This is a genomic window from Comamonas testosteroni (assembly GCF_000761245.1).
GTDB classification, from domain to species: Bacteria; Pseudomonadota; Gammaproteobacteria; order Burkholderiales; family Burkholderiaceae_C; genus Comamonas; species Comamonas testosteroni_C.
This window is the reverse complement of record NZ_AWOR01000021.1, coordinates 46492-59580: the sequence shown is the minus strand read 5'-3', so window position 1 is coordinate 59580 and position 13089 is coordinate 46492. Positions and strand designations below refer to the sequence as shown.

Here is a 13089-nt window from a genome sequence, read left to right as displayed (position 1 = left end):
CGGCTCCCAAAAGCAAAGCCGGCCTCAAGGCCGGCTTTTTCAAGGGCAAGGTCTGGGGCATGCCCCTATTTTGACAGCATGCGCATGGCGTCTTCCAAGCCTTTGAGCGACAAAGGGTACATGCGGTCACCCATCAACTGCTGGATGATGCTGATGCTCTGGCGGTACTGCCATACGCCCTGGGGCTCCGGATTGATCCAGGCAAAGTGCGGGAAGGCATTCGTCAGACGCTGCAGCCATTCGGCTCCGGGCTCCTCGTTCATGTACTCGACCGAGCCGCCGGGCTGCAGGATCTCGTAGGGGCTCATGGTCGCATCGCCGACAAAGATCAGCTTGTAGTCCTTGTTGTACTTGCGAATGATGTCCCAGGTCGGAAACTTCTCGGCAAAGCGGCGGCGGTTGTTCTTCCACATGAAGTCGTAGACACAGTTGTGGAAGTAATAGAACTCCAGATGCTTGAGCTCGCTCTTCACGGCCGAGAACAGCTCCTCCACGCGCTGGATATGCTCGTCCATGGTGCCGCCCACGTCCATGAGCAGCAGCACTTTCACATGGTTGTGCCGCTCGGGAATCATCTTGATGTCGAGATAGCCCGCATTGGCTGCCGTGGAGCGGATGGTGTCCGGCAGATCCAGCTCCAGCTCGCTGCCCTGGCGCGCAAACTTGCGCAGGCGGCGTAGCGCGACCTTGATATTGCGCGTGCCCAGCTCCTGTGTGTCGTCATAGTCGCGGTAGGCTCGCTGCTCCCAGACCTTGACGGCGCTCTTGTTGCGGCCCGGCCCGCCAATGCGTATGCCCGCCGGGTTGTAGCCACCATGACCGAAGGGACTGGTGCCGCCCGTACCAATCCATTTGCTGCCGCCTTCGTGGCGCTCCTTTTGCTCCTCCAGGCGCTTCTTGAGCGTCTCCATCAGTTCGTCCCAGCCCATGGCTTCGATCTTGGCCTTGTCCTCGGGGCTGAGCTCGCGCTCCAGAAGCTTTTGCAACCAGTCCTGCGGAATTTCCTTGCTCAAGTCGGCCAGCATCTCCACGCCCTTGAAATAGGCGGAAAAAGCGCGGTCGTACTTGTCATAGTGCTTCTCGTCCTTGACCAGAATGGTTCGGCCCAGGTGATAGAAGTCGTCCAGGCTCCAGCGATCCTCGCTCTTGGGACCAATGATGCCCGCGTCCAGTGCTTCCAGCAGAGCCAGAAACTCCTTGACCGACACAGGCAGCTTGGCGGCACGCAGGGTATAGAAGAAATCGATCAGCATGAAAAATGCCTCCAGCGCTTATGCAGCGGGTGCATGCTGCTCCAGAAGGTAGAGCAGTTGTGCACGGGCTTCAGGCCATTCGCCACTGCGCATGCTGTACATCACGGTGTCGCGAATCGTGCCGTCGCGGCGCAGCGCATGGCCGCGAATCACGCCATCCTTCTTGGCTCCCAGCCGCTCGATGGCGCGCTGGCTCGCGAAGTTGAAGTTGTCCGTGCGCCAGCCCACCACATGGCAGCCCAGCGTACCGAAGGCATGGGCCAGCAGCAGCAGCTTGGCCGAGGTGTTGACATGGGTACGCTGCACGCTTTTGGCATACCAGGTGTAGCCAATCTCCACGCGGCGAATGGCGGGCACGATGTCGTGATAGCTGGTCGTGCCCAGCACCTTGCCGCTGGCATCGTCGAGTACGGCGAATGCAAAGCGGTGGCCCTGGTCGCGGCCCAGCAGCGCGGTTTCGATATAGCTGCGCACCTCGCCAGGCTCGGGCACGGAAGTCACTCGAATCTTCCACAGCTCTCCATCGGCAGCGGCCGCTGCCAGTCCAGGCTCATGGCTCAGGGCCAGCGGCTCCAGTCGCACGCCGCGGTCGCGCAGGGTCACAGGTTCTACAAAAGTCATGGCTTGCTCACTCAAAGTGGATTGCGCTTGCTGCGCCAGAGTCGGGCCAGCTTGAGCCCCAGGCCTCCGCCAAGCCCCACCATGGCGATGGCGGCAATGCTGCCCGCCCCATAGCCCTGGGCAAACAGGTCAAGCCCCAGCACATGGGACAGGCCCCAGCCCAGCAGGGCTCCACCCACAAAGCCAATGGCGTCGGAGCCGCCTTCCAGCAGCAGTTGTTGTGCGGTGCTCATGGGTTGTGTCTCCTCGGCTCTTAAGGAAGGCTAGCGGTTGCGCTGGTTCATGAAGACCAGCTTTTCAAACAGGCTCATATCCTGTTCGTTCTTGAGCAGTGCGCCAACCAGGGGCGGTACGCTGACCTTGCCTTCCTCGGATTGCAGGGCCGATGCAGGAATTTCCTCGGCGACCAGCAGCTTGAGCCAGTCGATCAGCTCGCTGGTCGAAGGCTTTTTCTTGAGGCCGGGCAGATTGCGCACATCGTAGAAAACCTTCATGGCCGCGTTCAGCAACTCGCCCTGCAGCTTGGGGAAGTGCACGGCCACGATCTGGCGCATGGTGTCGGCATCGGGGAACTTGATGTAGTGGAAAAAGCATCGGCGCAAAAATGCGTCAGGCAGTTCCTTTTCGTTGTTCGAGGTGATGAAGACCAGCGGGCGGTGCTTGGCGCGGATCATCTCGTGGGTCTCGTAGCAATAGAACTCCATGCGATCGATCTCGCGCAGCAAGTCATTGGGGAACTCGATGTCGGCCTTGTCGATCTCGTCGATCAGCAGGGCCACGGGGCGCTCCGCCGTGAAAGCCTGCCAGAGCACGCCCTTGACGATGTAGTTGTGAATGTCCTTGACGCGCTCGTCTCCCAACTGCGAATCGCGCAGACGGCTCACGGCGTCGTACTCGTAAAGGCCTTGCTGGGCCTTGGTGGTCGACTTGATGTGCCACTGCAGCAGTGGCATGTCCAGCGCCTGAGCCACTTCCTCGGCCAGCATGGTCTTGCCCGTGCCGGGCTCGCCCTTGATGAGCAGAGGGCGCTGCAGGGTAGCGGCAGCGTTGACGGCCAGCATCAGATCTTGCGTGGCCACGTATTTGTCGGAACCTTGAAACTTCATGGGCGGTATCAGCGTAAGTATTGATAAGCGTGCGAAATTCTCACTGCCATAATCGTTTGCACTGCAGCAAGGCTTTTGAGCACCCGTCTGAACTCTTGAAGGATTGTGCGCGCAAAATGATAAAAACTTGGACCACGGTATTGGCAGTAGTTGTCGCATCAGTGACCGGCGCGGCAAACGCCCAGGCTGTCAAGGGCGATGCAAAGGCCGGCGAAGGCAAGATCGCCATGTGCATAGGCTGTCATGGCATCACCGGTTATCAGGCCAGCTTCCCTGAGGTTTACAAGGTGCCGATGATCGGCGGGCAGAACGAAGCCTATATCGTCTCGGCTCTGAATGCCTATAAAAAAGGCGAACGAAAACACCCTACCATGCGTGGCATTGCCGACTCGCTGAGCGAGCAGGATATGGCTGATGTGGCGGCCTTCTATGCAGGTCATGGCAAGGCCAAGGACGGCAAGGCCAAGGAGGCGAACCCTGCTGTCACGGCGCTGTTGCAAAAAGGTGCTTGCTTCTCCTGTCACGGAGAAGGCTTTTCAAAGCCCATTGACCCGTCCTATCCCAAGGTGGCAGGGCAGTATTCGGACTATGTTTTCCGCGCGTTGCAGTCATATAGAACCGATGGCAATCCGCTCATCGGGCGCAGCAATGGCGTGATGGCCGGCATTGCCAAGCAGTTCAAGAGCGACGAGCTGCAGCAACTCGCCAAGTACATCGGCAGCCTGGACAGCGAGATGCAGGTAGTGGCGCAGCCGCACTTCCGCCTGGGCCAGAAATAGACCTTGTTTCAGAAAAAGCCAAAGCCCGTGAAGACGGGCTTTGGCTTTTTCTGAACTGGATGCAGCTCAGGGGCCCGGTACCCAGGGCTTGGAGGATACAGAGCTGGAACCCTCCTGCAGCGATTGTGTCATCTCCCGCCGGAGGCTGCGCAGCACATCAGGGGGTACTTCTCGGCGCGTACCTGGGACCAGTCGTAGGCCACTGGCACGACCTGCCAACGTTCGAAGGGGTTCCACCAGCGGTACCTAAAGTTGTAGGCGTAGATGCGTTGACGGGCGCGGTTGAAGCGGAGAGGCTCATCGCGAGGAGGAGACACATCCAGTCGAACTCCTGACGCGACACACCAGGTTACAGCGCCTATACATAGCGGGCCGATGAAGAACATCAATGCTTCCCCATACTTCCATGTATCTCTCAAGAGGCTTGGAACGAACAGCAGCCAGAAAAATGCAGGGACACATATCAACATGAGGAGTCCACGCTTTGCCAAGGCGTTTCGGCTAATCTCCAAGTACACATTGTCCCTATGATTCGGGGCGTCAAATCCCAAATCGAGCATCGCGACTGGAGGTTCGTTTGGTCCGGGCAGGTCCTCTTGCCAACCAGAGCAAGGCGGACTGAGACGGGGTCCTTTCACTGTCGAATTCCTTGATTCAATTGTCGGTTTTGTCTTCTTTAACTATCAGGCGCGCTGCACCAGATTCATCACTCATATCCGGCCATCCCATATGCCGTCACAGGCATCGATTAGTTCTTGTGGCCACTTTCGACGGGGCAGGATGCGATCGAGCCCCATATAGAGCAGGTCACCTACTGTTATCAACCAGAGGACTGGCGCTGCAACTGGAAAGAGGAATGGAGCCAGGAGGCGCTTCCACCAACTACGGCTGCGGAACATCTTGAATGGAGACCAGAGAGAGAAGCACTCTCGAACGCTGGTGGCTCGATAATTACTAAGGGCCGACGACGGCGGCAGGGCAATCATGCCCTCACGCATATAAAGCCGAATGTATTCCCAAATCATGGCGGCCCCATAGATGCCGCGATTAAAGAAAGCTTCGTCGGCATCCTTCGTGGCGGAAATTCCAATGCGCAGTCGGTCATCGGATTGCTGGTGGTCGTGTTCAGCATAGGGAATGGCTAGCGTCAAAACGCCCTCATTTATGGGGGCGCCACCGGCAGCAAAGCTCGTAACATCCTTGATGTAGGCTTCCAGACAGTCCCAGGACTGGCTCGCAATTTTGCCCCGTGCCAGGTAGGTAACCTTGCGCGTTCTTCGATTAAATATGACTGGAAGTTGAGTGCGCCACGGGATGAATAGCCAAAAACAGAAGATGAGAAACACCGCACTAATGCCAACTGGGTAATACCAGTTTTCTAAATAGTGAGCTATAGCGCCGGCGCTGTATCCATTAACCGAACTGTCGTGACGATAGCTGATGTATTCCACTACAGAGAAAAACACGAATACAAATGGGAGCACTGTTGTTGCCCACCAGCTCATGCTGAACCTTCCGCCATAAATGCTGCCGGAGGCGGGGCGCATGAAAAGACAGCTCTTGGTCACTTTCATAACATTGTTGTCGGCTGCCGGGGCGACACCTAACGGAGGATCATGTGGGCGTAGGGCATCTACGCGCGTGAAAAAACTACTTTTCTCTTCTCTTGGGATAGGTCGCTTTCCCACTACTCTCTCCCATCCCATATGCCATCGCAGGCGTCAATGAGCCCCTGTGGCCATTTTCGTCGCGGGAGGATGCGGTCGAATAGCATATACGTGATATCCCCAGCAAGCACACAGCTCAAGAACGGTACGAAGATTGGTGAGAGAATTAAGGCAATGAGCAATTTCCACCAAACACGGTAGGTGAATGGCATCCACGGATTCATATAGTTAATGCAGTCGAGAATGTTTTTCCCAATGTGGCGAGCCTCCGGAGCCGGAGAAGGAACTGCATCTGCTCCTTCCTGCATATAAATCCGTATGTATTCCCAGATTATCCCTGCTCCATAAAACCCACCGTTATTATGGCTGCTGGCGCATCCTCAGTCGCCTTGATCACGGCTCGGGGCCTTGAGTTGCCCTTGCCGCTGTGCCCTGGAAAAACGAGTGTCAAAACTCCTTCATTAATTGGAGCGCCGCCAACAGCTATCGTAGACACGTCCTTGATGTAAGTATCAATCAGTTTCCACTCACAAGTAACCAGCTTGCCTTCAATAGTGCAAGCCACCTTTAAAACTGCCGTCGGTGGTGGCCAGGCGCTGAACTCCGGCGACATACGCCTCACCATCGGGCGGGCGTCCCGAGCGTTGGCTTTCCCAGAGCATCTGGCCCAGGCATTCCATGGTGGCGTGATGGGCGTCATGCAGATCACGCTTTCTGGTCAGCAGTTCCACGGCCTGGCGTATGCCGCGTGGCGAGTCCACGCTGCACTGCTCGCTGATGGACAGATGCATGGACAGATGCAGAAACGGGTTGGTGCGCTCGGTCTCCGCATCGTAGTTGCGCGCCACGGCGGCATCCACGTCGGAGAGTTCATCAAAATACTCGGGGTGCTCGTCTATCCACAGGCTGGCCAGCGTCTCGATGGCCTCCATGGGCGCGCCGCTGATCATCTTGGCGCGCACACCGCAAAAAAATCGCCGTACGTCGGCTTGACTCGGGTTGAACATGATGGCGCGCAGCGTATCACGGCTGCCGGGCGTCGGCTGGACTGTGGTCTTGCTCGCTGGCTAGGGGCGTATCGGGTACATCTGCGTTGTCGGCCAGCAGATCGGCACGCTCCTTGGCCATCTGCTCCACCAGTTGCTGGCGGCCCTGCTTGGCCACTGCAATCAGCTGGTTCTTGTCCTTGTAATGCGGGTACATGCGCTCGGCCAGCGCCAGATTGTGCTCCCTGAAGCGTGCCGTGATGCGTTTGGCTTCCGCCGGACTCTGACCCAGCAGTTCCAGCACTGACTGGGCCGAGATCAGGCTGGACTCGAAGACTTCGCGCTGGGCATGCTCGACTCCGAGATCGCGCAGGCGGAACCAGTGATCCAGGTCTCGGGTACGGGCCACGATCTCGAGGTTGGGGAAATGCTTGCGCACCTGACTGGCTATCTTGAGGGACTGCTCGGTGGTGTCGACGGCAATCACCAGCACATGGGCCTGGGCCGCACCTGCGATGCGCAGCAGGTCCATGCGTGTGGCATCGCCGTAGAACACGCGGTGGCCGTAGATCTGCGCGGCCTCCAGCATTTCCACGCTATGGTCCAGGATGGTCGGGCGTATGCCCTGGGCCAGCAACACACGAGCCACGATCTGGCCGTAGCGGCCGAAGCCGGCAATGATGATGGGCGAGTCCTGAGGCTCGGAGATTTCCTGGGCCTTTTCCATGCCGCATTCCTCGTCACTGATGGTGGAGAAGCGGCGCAGCAGCAGTTTGTCCAGCAGCACCAGCAGCAGCGGGCCCAGCAGCATGGACAGGGCCACGGCCGCGACCAGCATGGACGAGACGCTGTGGCGAAAAACCTTGTACTGCGCCGCCGTCTGGAACACCACAAAGGCGAATTCGCCACCTTGCGCCAGCATCAGCGTGAACACCGGGCGCTCGCGCCAAGGAATCTGCATGAATCTGGCCAGACCGAAGATCATCACTGCCTTCAATGCAATAAAGCCCGTCACCATGGCGGCCATGGTCCAGGGGGACTGGAGGATGACGCCAAAGTCAATGCTCATGCCCACGGCCATGAAAAACAGGCCCAGCAGCAGGCCTTTGAACGGCTCGATATTGGTTTCCAGCTCGCTGCGGTATTCGCTGTCGGCCAGCAGCACGCCGGCCAGGAAGGCGCCCAGCGCCATGGACAAGCCCACCTGTGTCATCAGCATGGCAATGCCTACGACCAACAACAAGGAAGTGGCGGTAAAGATCTCGGGGGTCTTGCTGCGCGCAATCCAGCGCAGCACAGGTTGCAGCAGCAGGCGGCCGCCAATGATGACGGCGCCAATCGTGCCCACGGTCTTGAGAATGGCCAGCCAGACATGACTGTCACCGTGGCTTGCATAGGCGGCCTTGTAAGCGCCGAGAATCGGAATCAGCGCCAGGATGGGGATGGCCGCGACGTCCTGGAACAACAGGATGGAGAAGGCGGCCTGTCCGCTGGGAGTACGCATCAGATTGCGCTCGGCCATGATCTGCAGGCAGACAGCGGTAGACGACAGTGCCAGGCCCATGCCCGCAATCAGGCTGACGCGCCAGGACAGACCAAAGGCCCAGGCGGCTAGAAACAGAATGCCGGTGCAGACCACCATTTGCGCCATGCCCCAGCCGAAGATGGGGCGCCGCAGCTCCCAGAGGCGCTTGGGCTGCAGCTCAAGCCCGATCACGAACAACATCAGCACCACGCCAAATTCGGCAAAGTGCAGGATGTCGTCCACATTGCGCACCAGGCCAAAACCCCAGGGGCCCATGGCAATGCCGGCGCCCAGGTAGCCGATGATGGCTCCCAGGCCCAGGGCTCTGGCGATGGGGACGGCCAGAACCGCCGCCGTAAGATAGATGAAGCCGTAAGTCAGCCAGATGGGAGAGCCGTGTTCCATGGGAATGTTATGTGGTGTTAACCCTAGAGAGATTCCATTTTGGCACCCGCAGCCAAGCGTCAGATTTTTGACAGAAAGAAAAAGGCACGAATGTTTGCCTAGTGCTTATAGCGCCTGGTCAACCATGCGTCTGCAAGTTGACAGCGCAACTTTTAAGATAGTCGTTTTGTGACTGGCGCTGAAGATCGGCGTTTGGAGTGAGTATGGATCTGCACACGTGGTTTGCTTTTTTTGTGGCCTCCTGGATCATCGCGGTCTCCCCGGGGTCGGGGGCTGTGCTGTCCATGAGCCATGGTCTGTCCTACGGTGTGCGCAAGACCAGCGCCACCATAATGGGTCTGCAGCTCGGGCTGTTGCTCATCTTGTTGATAGCAGGTGCCGGCGTGGGCTCGCTGCTCATGGCGTCCGAGTGGGCTTTCAATGCCGTCAAGATCGTGGGCGCTGGCTATCTGATCTATCTGGGCATCAGCCAGTGGCGCTCGGGCGGCTCGCCGCTGGCTGCGCAAGAGGCAGTGCCCGAGGCCAGTCTCAAAAAGCGCGTGCTGACGGGCTTTCTGACCAATGCCACCAACCCCAAGGGCATCATCTTCATGGTCGCCGTGCTGCCCCAGTTCATGACCACCAGCCGTCCACTGGCTCCACAACTGGCCATTCTGGCCGTGACCATGCTGGCCGTGGACACCACGGTGATGCATAGCTATGCCGCAGGTGCCAGCGCCTTGCGTGGCCTGATGCGCAGCGCACGCGCCATGCGCAATCAGAACCGCGTCTTCGGCGGCCTGCTGATGGCGGTGGGCACAGGCCTGTTCTTTGTTCAGCGCTCCAGCGAAGCCTGATCCGCTTTGAAAAGCATAGCTGCCAGCGTATGAATAGATTGAGCCAGCGGCATATTTGATCGAATAATCTAGGGTAAGCCCCTTGTCCCGCGTCAGACATGGCGCAGGGCAGGGGGCTTCTACATTGGGGGCATGAAAACCTTTCGCTCCTACTCCGAAGTGCTGGCCTCGATTGGGCAGGAAGTCGCCGTCAGCGACTGGATCACCATCACACAGGCCCAGATTCAAATGTTTGCCGATGCCACGGGCGATCAGCAGTGGATCCATACCGATCCCGAGCGTGCAGCCCAGGGGCCGTTCGGCGCGCCGATTGCCCATGGCTTTCTCACGCTGTCCCTGCTGCCCAAGTTCTTCGAAGGCACTTTCAAGATCGAAGGCGCCAAGATGGGGGTGAACTACGGGCTCAACCGTGTGCGCTTCATGGCCCCGGTTCCCGTCAATAGCCGCTTGCGGGCGCGCATGACCTTGCAGGCGGCGGAACGCATCGAGCCTGAGGGTATTCAGATGACCTGGCTGGTGACGGTGGAGCGCGAAGGTAGCGACAAGCCTGTGTGCGTGGCCGAGTCGCTGGCGCGCAGCTTTGGTGCGGCGGCCTGATTCGCGGCGTAATTTTCAAGCCATGAAAAAAGCCCCTTGGCTTCTGCCTTGGGGCTTTGTTATTGAGCCGCACCTTGCACAGCAGGGTGCTGCGCACAGTCCGTCATTCGCCATAGTTGTCCAGCAAACCGGCCTTGCCTGCGGCAATGGTTTCCTGGCGCACTTGCTCACGGCTGAGGTTGCTGGATTGCTGTTGCTGGGACAGGGGCAGATAGGCATCGCCAACGAGCTGCAGCTGGCCCTTGGCCATGGCGTCCTGCACCTGGGCATTGACCTGGGCACGGGTCAGGGTGGACTGACCTGCAACTTCGGGAGGGTAGTGATCGCCGGTGAAGTCAAAGCTTGCAGCCTGTGCAGCGGCGGCAGACATGGCCAGGGCGGCAACGATGGCAAAGCGGTTGGCGTATTTCATGATTCGTCCTTTGGTACGTCGGGCCTGCAGTCCTGGCGGATATCGTCGGTCGGCTGCAAGTCCATGTGTCGTACTTTAGGACGATCTAATTGCGAGAAAAACCCCCTGTTGCGCAACTTATTGTTCCGAAAATAGAGACAATAAGCGGGAACTTAAAGAGGCGTCTTGGGCTCTGCAAGGGCAGCACCCGCGAAGCCCTGCTGGCGCCAGGCTTCGAACACCGTCACAGCAACGGCATTGGATAGGTTCAGGCTGCGCTGAGATGCCAGCATGGGCAGGCGCAGTCGCTGCTCGTTGGGGAACTGGGCGCGCACCTCGGGTGGCAGTCCCTTGCTTTCAGAACCAAAGACCAGCCAGTCGCCAGCTTTGAATTCCATGGCATGGGCCGGGCTGCTGCTATGCGTGGTCATGGCGAACATGCGGTCGCGCTGCGGCTGACAGGTTTCGAGGAAGTCGTCCCAACTGGCGTGGCGGGCCACATTGGCGTACTCGTGATAGTCCAGTCCGGCGCGGCGCATATGCCGGTCTTCCATGGAAAAGCCCAGCGGCTCGATCAGATGCAGGCTGCAGCCCGTATTGGCGGCCAGACGGATGACATTGCCCGTGTTGGGAGGGATCTCGGGCGCCACAAGAACGATATGAAACATGGGGCGCTATTGTGCAGCCCGGCTTTTACCCACGCTGGCCGCCTCCGCAGTTCCAGACTGGCGAATATGGGTCAAGGCGTGCGTGCCAGCACGACGGCGCTGACCGATGCCGCGCCGGCCGACAACAAGCTGCCTGCCAGTGCATCCAGCGTGGCACCGGTGGTCATCACGTCGTCGAGCAGCAAAATCTCCCGTCCTTTCACCAGAGCCTGTCGAGCCGGAGCGAGGCTGAAAATGCCGCGCAGCTGGCGCAGTCTTTGTTCCCGGCTGGAGGCATGTTGGGGCAGCTCCAGATGTTGGCGTTGCACAGCCTCGCTCAGCAAGGGCAAAGGCCTGTCGTATTGCTCCGAGAGGGAGCGTGCCAGCAGCAGGCTGTGGTCAAAGCCGCGCTCGCGCACGCGCTGTGCGGAGGCCGGCATGGGCAGCAAGGCATCGCAGGCCCGCAACTGCTCCCTGACGTCGGGGTGACTGGCCATCAGCCTGCCCAGGCTGCGTGCCAACCCCAGATCGGCCTGAAATTTGTAGCGTGTGATGAGGTTTTGCCAGGGGTAGGCATAGTCCAGCGCGGCGGTGCAGCGCTTGAGTCGGGGTGGTTGCTTGAGGCAGTTGCCGCAGAGGCTGACCAGAGCGGGCAGCGGCAGGGCACAGCTGTGGCAGCGGTGCTTGTGCTGAGCCCAGCGTGCATGGCAGTCGCGGCAGATGCGTGGCCCCGGCCAGCGTCCACAGACTGCGCACTGGCTGGGCAAGGCATCCATCCAACGCTGCTGCTGGCGGCGAAGGTGTGAAAGCCATGTCGCATGAAGGTCGGGCATGGAATCAATATACTCGCGCCGCATTGATCTTCACTCCGGTAGTTGGCGAGCGGCTCGCTTGCTCGACTCTCTGCCTGCTTTTGTCTGCCCATGTCCCACGTCCTGCCTCCAACAATTGATTCTGCAGCTGCAAACCATTGGCAAATGGCCGCTCCGGCCGAATCCCCGTGGTTGCACGAAGAGGTGGCCAGTCGCATGCAGCAGCGCCTGGACTGGATAGTGAAGCCGCCTGAGAAATGGTGCCACTGGGAGCCGACTCGCGGCGGCATGCAGGCTCACCATCTGCTGCGCGAGCGCTATCCGCAGGCCGAATGCACGATCTATGAACCCGTAGCCCGCCGCGAGGCCGTGGCCCAGGACAAGCTCGGAAGCCGCTGGTGGCAGCTCTCGCGCTGGAAGGGGGCTGCCGTGCAGATGGGGGCGCCAGCAGATGCCAGCATGGACATGCTCTGGGCCAATATGCTGCTGCATACGGCCGCCGATCCGCAGACCCTGATCGAGCGCTGGCACAAGGCCCTCAAGGTCGACGGCTATGTCATGTTCTCCTGCCTCGGGCCGGATACGGTGCAGCAGCTGCATCGGCTCTACGCCGAACTGGGCTGGGGCCCGGCAGGTCATACGTTTACCGATATGCATGACTGGGGCGACATGCTGGTGCAATCCGGCTTTGCCGAACCGGTGATGGACATGGAGCGCATCACCCTGACCTTTGCCACGCCGCAGCGTCTATTGCAGGAGCTGCGCGAACTGGGCCGCAATCTGCACCCCGGGCGTTTTGCCGGCCTGCGCGGCCGTGGCTGGAAGGCCGAGCTGCTGCAGAAAATGGCGGAGCGCTGGGCCGACAAGCAGCCCGATGGCCAGCTCTCGCTGACCTTCGAGATCGTCTATGGCCACGCCTACAAACCGCAGCCCAAGCTGCGTCTGGAGGCCAACAGCGCCGTGTCGCTGGAAGACATGAAGGCCATGCTCAAGCAACCGCGCAACACGGGTTTGCGATAGCACATCTGTCGTTTTCCAGTCATTGATTCGACGCAAAGCTGCCTACAATTTCCCCAAGTTATTTCATGGATAGCAGCAATCTTTCGGGCTTCTCTCCTGCCTGAAGGAAAACAGACAGTGCGGCCCAAGCCGCCAGGGGAGATATCGGGTGTTTCGCTTTGCCAAGGGGACTGGCCAGCGGGTTCTACAGCGGCCGGTTTTCGCATTTCATCATCACCACAAGCCAGCCTTTTGCTGCGCTGACGCATCCCTGTGCCCGGCGGTTGTCGCGGTGCCGGGGCGTCCCATCTTCTCCCCTTCTGTCTTGGCTGCCAGGCCAGTTTCAGCCATGTCCGGCACTTGCCGTGAGATGCGCTTGCCAGTACGAGTTTCAAGTCCGGTCAGGCCCGCTTGCGCAAGGTCGATTGGCATGGGTTTCCGGTACATGCATTAGTGAATGCGCGC

General features: G+C 59.5%; 15 protein-coding genes. 4 read left to right on the top strand and 11 right to left on the bottom strand.

Annotated elements, in window-relative coordinates:
- Positions 1-65: 65 nt before the first annotated feature.
- From P353_RS05175 to P353_RS05160, 4 genes are read right to left on the bottom strand one after another with little or no spacing between them, the layout of a single operon-like run.
- Complete coding sequence (locus tag P353_RS05175) at positions 66-1253, bottom strand: vWA domain-containing protein (protein ID WP_034366259.1); 1188 nt, start codon at positions 1251-1253, stop codon at positions 66-68.
- Between the two features lie 18 nt (positions 1254-1271).
- Positions 1272-1874, bottom strand: coding sequence for a GNAT family N-acetyltransferase (locus P353_RS05170; RefSeq protein ID WP_034366255.1), 603 nt, complete (start codon positions 1872-1874; stop codon positions 1272-1274).
- An 11-nt stretch (positions 1875-1885) separates the two neighbouring features.
- Positions 1886-2107 carry a hypothetical protein gene (locus tag P353_RS05165; RefSeq protein WP_003071240.1) on the bottom strand — a complete coding sequence of 74 codons (222 nt, stop codon included), beginning with the start codon at positions 2105-2107 and terminating at the stop codon, positions 1886-1888.
- Positions 2108-2137: 30 nt separating this feature from the next.
- Positions 2138-2980, bottom strand: coding sequence for an AAA family ATPase (locus P353_RS05160; RefSeq protein ID WP_034366252.1), 843 nt, complete (start codon positions 2978-2980; stop codon positions 2138-2140).
- A gap of 116 nt (positions 2981-3096) precedes the next feature.
- Between P353_RS05160 and P353_RS05155 the strand changes: the two genes are divergently transcribed.
- On the top strand, positions 3097-3759 hold the full coding sequence (locus tag P353_RS05155) for a c-type cytochrome (protein WP_034366246.1): 663 nt from the start codon (positions 3097-3099) through the stop codon (positions 3757-3759).
- Between the two features lie 128 nt (positions 3760-3887).
- Here P353_RS05155 and P353_RS05150 read toward each other — a convergent pair whose 3' ends face one another.
- From P353_RS05150 to kefC, 4 genes are all read right to left on the bottom strand, one after another.
- Positions 3888-4145, bottom strand: coding sequence for a DUF6708 domain-containing protein (locus P353_RS05150; protein WP_332835642.1), 258 nt, complete (start codon positions 4143-4145; stop codon positions 3888-3890).
- 324 nt (positions 4146-4469) lie between these two features.
- The gene (locus P353_RS05145; protein WP_034366244.1) at positions 4470-5306 is read right to left on the bottom strand and encodes a DUF6708 domain-containing protein; all 837 of its coding nucleotides are present in this window, start codon (positions 5304-5306) and stop codon (positions 4470-4472) included.
- A gap of 668 nt (positions 5307-5974) precedes the next feature.
- Complete coding sequence (locus P353_RS05135) at positions 5975-6433, bottom strand: DUF1841 family protein (protein ID WP_034366241.1); 459 nt, start codon at positions 6431-6433, stop codon at positions 5975-5977.
- Positions 6434-6449: 16 nt separating this feature from the next.
- Positions 6450-8342, bottom strand: a complete 1893-nt coding sequence (kefC, locus tag P353_RS05130; RefSeq protein WP_034366239.1) for a glutathione-regulated potassium-efflux system protein KefC — start codon at positions 8340-8342, stop codon at positions 6450-6452.
- Between the two features lie 203 nt (positions 8343-8545).
- Here kefC and P353_RS05125 point away from each other — a divergent pair, with 203 nt between their 5' ends.
- Together P353_RS05125 and P353_RS05120 are read left to right on the top strand one after the other, a co-directional pair.
- Positions 8546-9178 carry a LysE family transporter gene (locus P353_RS05125; protein WP_034366236.1) on the top strand — a complete coding sequence of 211 codons (633 nt, stop codon included), beginning with the start codon at positions 8546-8548 and terminating at the stop codon, positions 9176-9178.
- A 132-nt stretch (positions 9179-9310) separates the two neighbouring features.
- A complete protein-coding gene (locus tag P353_RS05120; RefSeq protein WP_034366233.1) occupies positions 9311-9775 on the top strand; it encodes a MaoC family dehydratase in 465 nt (154 codons plus the stop codon).
- A gap of 103 nt (positions 9776-9878) precedes the next feature.
- Here the strand turns inward: P353_RS05120 and P353_RS05115 are convergent, their stop codons facing one another.
- From P353_RS05115 to P353_RS05105, 3 genes are all read right to left on the bottom strand, one after another.
- Positions 9879-10187 (bottom strand): DUF4148 domain-containing protein, encoded by a 309-nt coding sequence (locus P353_RS05115; RefSeq protein ID WP_003051774.1) that lies wholly within the window; start codon positions 10185-10187, stop codon positions 9879-9881.
- Positions 10188-10339: 152 nt separating this feature from the next.
- Positions 10340-10834 (bottom strand): tRNA (uridine(34)/cytosine(34)/5-carboxymethylaminomethyluridine(34)-2'-O)-methyltransferase TrmL, encoded by a 495-nt coding sequence (gene trmL / locus P353_RS05110; protein WP_034366230.1) that lies wholly within the window; start codon positions 10832-10834, stop codon positions 10340-10342.
- Positions 10835-10905: 71 nt separating this feature from the next.
- Positions 10906-11589: a ComF family protein gene (locus P353_RS05105; protein ID WP_232776266.1), complete on the bottom strand. Its 684-nt coding sequence runs from the start codon at positions 11587-11589 to the stop codon at positions 10906-10908.
- Between the two features lie 201 nt (positions 11590-11790).
- Between P353_RS05105 and P353_RS05100 the strand changes: the two genes are divergently transcribed.
- On the top strand, positions 11791-12645 hold the full coding sequence (locus P353_RS05100; RefSeq protein WP_420093366.1) for a class I SAM-dependent methyltransferase: 855 nt from the start codon (positions 11791-11793) through the stop codon (positions 12643-12645).
- The last annotated feature ends 444 nt before the right edge of the window (positions 12646-13089 follow it).

Coding starts and splice junctions, on each gene's coding strand:
- P353_RS05145 (WP_034366244.1), bottom strand. CDS start 5,306: ATGCGCCCCGCCTCCGGCAGCATTTATGGCGGAAGGTTCAGCATGAGC.
- kefC (WP_034366239.1), bottom strand. CDS start 8,342: ATGGAACACGGCTCTCCCATCTGGCTGACTTACGGCTTCATCTATCTT.
- P353_RS05170 (WP_034366255.1), bottom strand. CDS start 1,874: ATGACTTTTGTAGAACCTGTGACCCTGCGCGACCGCGGCGTGCGACTG.
- P353_RS05100 (WP_420093366.1), top strand. CDS start 11,791: ATGGCCGCTCCGGCCGAATCCCCGTGGTTGCACGAAGAGGTGGCCAGT.
- P353_RS05135 (WP_034366241.1), bottom strand. CDS start 6,433: ATGTTCAACCCGAGTCAAGCCGACGTACGGCGATTTTTTTGCGGTGTG.
- P353_RS05150 (WP_332835642.1), bottom strand. CDS start 4,145: ATGTTCTTCATCGGCCCGCTATGTATAGGCGCTGTAACCTGGTGTGTC.
- trmL (WP_034366230.1), bottom strand. CDS start 10,834: ATGTTTCATATCGTTCTTGTGGCGCCCGAGATCCCTCCCAACACGGGC.
- P353_RS05165 (WP_003071240.1), bottom strand. CDS start 2,107: ATGAGCACCGCACAACAACTGCTGCTGGAAGGCGGCTCCGACGCCATT.
- P353_RS05175 (WP_034366259.1), bottom strand. CDS start 1,253: ATGCTGATCGATTTCTTCTATACCCTGCGTGCCGCCAAGCTGCCTGTG.
- P353_RS05105 (WP_232776266.1), bottom strand. CDS start 11,589: ATGGATGCCTTGCCCAGCCAGTGCGCAGTCTGTGGACGCTGGCCGGGG.
- P353_RS05155 (WP_034366246.1), top strand. CDS start 3,097: ATGATAAAAACTTGGACCACGGTATTGGCAGTAGTTGTCGCATCAGTG.
- P353_RS05115 (WP_003051774.1), bottom strand. CDS start 10,187: ATGAAATACGCCAACCGCTTTGCCATCGTTGCCGCCCTGGCCATGTCT.
- P353_RS05125 (WP_034366236.1), top strand. CDS start 8,546: ATGGATCTGCACACGTGGTTTGCTTTTTTTGTGGCCTCCTGGATCATC.
- P353_RS05160 (WP_034366252.1), bottom strand. CDS start 2,980: ATGAAGTTTCAAGGTTCCGACAAATACGTGGCCACGCAAGATCTGATG.
- P353_RS05120 (WP_034366233.1), top strand. CDS start 9,311: ATGAAAACCTTTCGCTCCTACTCCGAAGTGCTGGCCTCGATTGGGCAG.